This window comes from Xenorhabdus innexi, from assembly GCF_002632485.1.
GTDB lineage: Bacteria > Pseudomonadota > Gammaproteobacteria > Enterobacterales > Enterobacteriaceae > Xenorhabdus > Xenorhabdus innexi.
Window position 1 is genome coordinate 1 of sequence record NZ_NIBU01000126.1, and the last position, 3,680, is coordinate 3,680.

A 3,680-nucleotide genomic window follows, 5' to 3' on the forward strand; every position below is an offset into this window, starting at 1 on the left:
TATGCCAGAACGCGTTCAAAACACCACAAAGAAAATCATGTAAAAACAAAACATTGGATGCGTGTTTTGAACGGCTTAATTCTTAAGAGCCTATCTATGAATTGCGTATAGTAATTCAGATTGAGTCTATTTGCTGTTTCTTGATTCAAGAATACGCATCAACGTTTTATATTCAGGTCTAACCTCACCATAAACAACATCGCCATTAGGGTATGTCATAAATGGTCTGTCATTGTTCTTTCTATCAGTCCAAATTGAGAGCATTTGTTTTATATATGTGTAATTTAGGCTAATGTTTTTAGCCGTTCCTATTTTATACGTTAGCGGATCATCTTTCCCTATAAGGTAAAGTGAATTCTCATTGCCACTTGAAAATCTTTTTCTTAGAAGGGGAAATAAAATTATTTTTTCATGTAAATCCCCGTTTATTTTTAAATAACCGCCATCGAATACTTGTGGTGCATTACCATCAAAAACAAATGTCGTATCAAATCCAAAATTATCTTTAATAAGAGGCGCAATTGTTGACGTATCTTTCAGCTTCACTTCGAAAGTAATATTACTCAGTTTCCAATCACACTTCCCCCCTCCTTCCTTAGGGACACTGACTTCAACTTGATTTGACTGACCGGTGGATAGCGGGTAGGTGGCACGATGAAAACCCGGCACAGAGTACGACTTCATATTCGCGGTTCGGCGTTCTTTGCGGCAAATTTTAGAACGATACATGGCTGAAATAGGTAAGGCGACCAACTCATCAGGGAGAGTTGCCGTAAAATGAACTTGCTCTCCATTAATCGGTGGCGAGAATGATCCGCTTTGCGCGCATCCTTGTATAAAAAACACAGCAAGCAGGGAGGATAATGCGCTTTTATTACACAGAAATTTCATGGGTGCCTTCCTTGTATCGTTCAACCGAATTTACTCTGACAGTCCCTAAATCAAAGTAGGCGACTGTCAGATAAGTCTGAGTGACTACATTTAGTCTATAATTTATCAAAGTCTGGATTTACATCGCCATTGTATATTATTGTTCCGTCAGCACACTGAGCCAGAATTTTGCCCCTTCGTTTTCAGCGAGCCACAATCCCAGCAATTCCTTATGTCCTTCGATATTAATGCCCAGTGCGATAAAGACCGATTTATTGATAATTTGGCTATCCTGACGGACCTTGACCACCAGACAGTCCAGATAAACAATCGGATACAAACTGTCCAGTGGGCGGCTCTGCCACTCAATCACTTCGGCTTTCACGGCATCGGTCACTTTTGCAATCAATGACGGCGAGACATCCGCATCATACAATTCTTTGAAAGCACCCGCGATATCACGCGTGGTCATTCCTCTGGCGTACAAGGCCAGTATCTGACTGTCCATGCCCGTAATCTGTGTTTGATTTTTCCTGACAATTTGGGGTTCAAACGTGCTTTCACGATCACGGGGAATTTGCAGCGCTAAGTCGCCGTCTTCGGTCAGTAAAGTCTTCGGTGAGTAGCCATTGCGGGTATTGGAGCCTGATTTCGGTTGGTGTTTTTCATGACCTAGATGGGCAGCCAGTTCAGCCTTAAGGGCGGTTTCAACGGTCAGTTTTTTGAGGAAGCGGGAGAGCTGGCTCAGATCTTCGGGAGTTTTGAGATCTTTAGCCAGCTCAGTAGCCAGAATTTGTAACTTTTTCTCGTCCATCTTTTCACCTGTTTTAGTTGATAAATTAAACACACCAAAAACAGGCAATTACACAAATTCAGGGACAGGGTCTAACCGGGTTAATGTATTAGCCCGGTTACACGGAGAAGGCAAGCGCAGCGCGTCAGTGATACCCTAAAAATTCGCGTCTAACTATCAAGCGAAGCAAAAAACTCAAAGTGGTCATTTTACCACTCTCCGTAAGGGTATTTTTTCCCTTTGATAAAGTTTTTGATACGTTCGGAATATTCACCATAACCATCAGGATGGTTTGTTTTATCCCGGCAAATCGTCATGTTATCACCAGACACCGATTCACCCGTGGCCACTAAAATATTATCACCATTATTTTTATCATAGCCCCGTAACCAAGCTTTGGCTGTTCCGCCGGGAGCTAATCCGATAAAAATTCTATCTCGATAGAATATACGATCTTTAACTAAGTGCCCAACAGAAGGCTCACGCATTAGTTGTCTTACATCTGGTGTGAATTTAAATAGTGTTTGATAGGATTTTTTATCAATCACTGAATCCCAACAAACTGTCAATGATAGAGGCAAGGCTTCACCATGGTTTTCAATAACATCGGATACTCCTCCAACACGTTTATTCCAGGTGTTCACACTTCTATAATCTGAATTAGCGCCATCATTCATAAGTTTTTGTACAATATAATTATCTTCATCCAAAAACTGGACAAAGCTAATACTCGCAGGGAAATATTCTGGTGTATTGATTTTAAATTCCCACCGTTTATAAGGCAATGGTTCACTGTTGCGTACAATGGGTTTGTAAGTCACTACCCGCTTTCCTGATGAATAGGACACTGATGGATACGACTGACAGGCCGTTAACCCAAATATCATGCCTGAGCAAAGTAACAAAGCTAATGTATTGTTGTTTCTCATTCTGAAATATCCTTGCCATTATTATCAAAAATAGTTCTACGCCAATTACTATTAGGACGATTTGCATAAGCAATTTCCGCCGGTAAAATATCCCCCTGCATTTTATTATCTTTTGTTTTTGTATTGTTCCAGTTGGCTGAAAAGTGACTATATTTAGACCATATTAATGTCAGTTCTTCCTGAGTAAAAGGTTCAGGTTTCTGTCCCTGCCTGACAGCCCGCCCCTGAGCAATCGCTTTTTCTGTTATAGCCTGAAGTTCCGCCGGAAGTTGATAATTACTATCTTTATCGCTTGGCTTATTAAAAACCAATCCCGCTTCTTGTGCGGCATCTTGCATTACCAGCATACCCGTTTTGGACCAATCATTTTTGATGGTACGAGTAAGAGCTGCGGCTGCCACCACATTGATTGAATCCGATCGCCTGGAATATTCTGAACTGTCATCGCGCCATGTGATGAGCTTAACATTTTCATCTGTGATTAATGAACCAATGGTCGGGGATTTTTTTAACTGAGCCAACTCTTTTTGAGCATTTTTATAAACATGGAGATGACTATCTGGAGGTACTCCAAACCCTGATACTTGCATCATCTTCGGTCGAGTGATACATAAATTTTCATCACCCACAGGCTCATATCCGCCACCAACATCCGCATGTGCACCGGGTAATTCAAGTTCAGGCCAGTGAGGTTTTACACTGTTTAAAGAGAAATTATAACGGCATTCATTTTGCGCGGTAATATGGAAAACACTTTTTGCAATATCAGGAGATAAAAATATATTAGCAGGTCCCGTCACAGAAGAATTATGGGGATTGAGCAGATTGTTCATTTCAGCAATTGCGGTAACTGTATCATAAATACCTAGAAAGCGGGTTTTACCTGTAGGATAGTTAGATTTTTCCAGATACCTACGGTTAGCAAAAAAATCATTTAACTTGCATTCACATAATAAGTGCAACACCGTTATGAACGAAGTAAACGAGTCGGTATGCCTTTAAATAACTCATTCGGTGTTTGATAACCTCGCGTTTTTCGAGGACGTTTATTTAATCGATTTGCCACGAGATTTATCTCCAACTCTGAG

Annotated in this window: 3 protein-coding genes and 2 pseudogenes; all 5 read right to left on the reverse strand. The window is 40.8% G+C overall.

Annotation, left to right across the window (positions count from 1 at the left end):
- Nucleotides 1-126 precede the first annotated feature (126 nt).
- Complete coding sequence (locus tag Xinn_RS20185) at nt 127-891, reverse strand: hypothetical protein (protein WP_086956014.1); 765 nt, start codon at nt 889-891, stop codon at nt 127-129.
- 142 nt (nt 892-1,033) lie between these two features.
- A pseudogene (locus Xinn_RS20190) lies at nt 1,034-1,684 on the reverse strand (IS256 family transposase); the annotation flags it as partial.
- A 188-nt stretch (nt 1,685-1,872) separates the two neighbouring features.
- Nucleotides 1,873-2,484: a DUF2931 family protein gene (locus Xinn_RS20195; RefSeq protein ID WP_222419610.1), complete on the reverse strand. Its 612-nt coding sequence runs from the start codon at nt 2,482-2,484 to the stop codon at nt 1,873-1,875.
- Between the two features lie 104 nt (nt 2,485-2,588).
- Nucleotides 2,589-3,557 (reverse strand): phospholipase effector Tle1 domain-containing protein, encoded by a 969-nt coding sequence (locus Xinn_RS20200; protein WP_169923637.1) that lies wholly within the window; start codon nt 3,555-3,557, stop codon nt 2,589-2,591.
- Nucleotides 3,558-3,559: 2 nt separating this feature from the next.
- A pseudogene (locus Xinn_RS20205) lies at nt 3,560-3,680 on the reverse strand (IS30 family transposase); the annotation flags it as partial.

What these genes read in the sequence shown, in the direction of transcription:
- Xinn_RS20185 (WP_086956014.1), bottom strand. Translation starts at nt 891, where the DNA reads ATGAAATTTCTGTGTAATAAAAGCGCATTATCCTCCCTGCTTGCTGTG.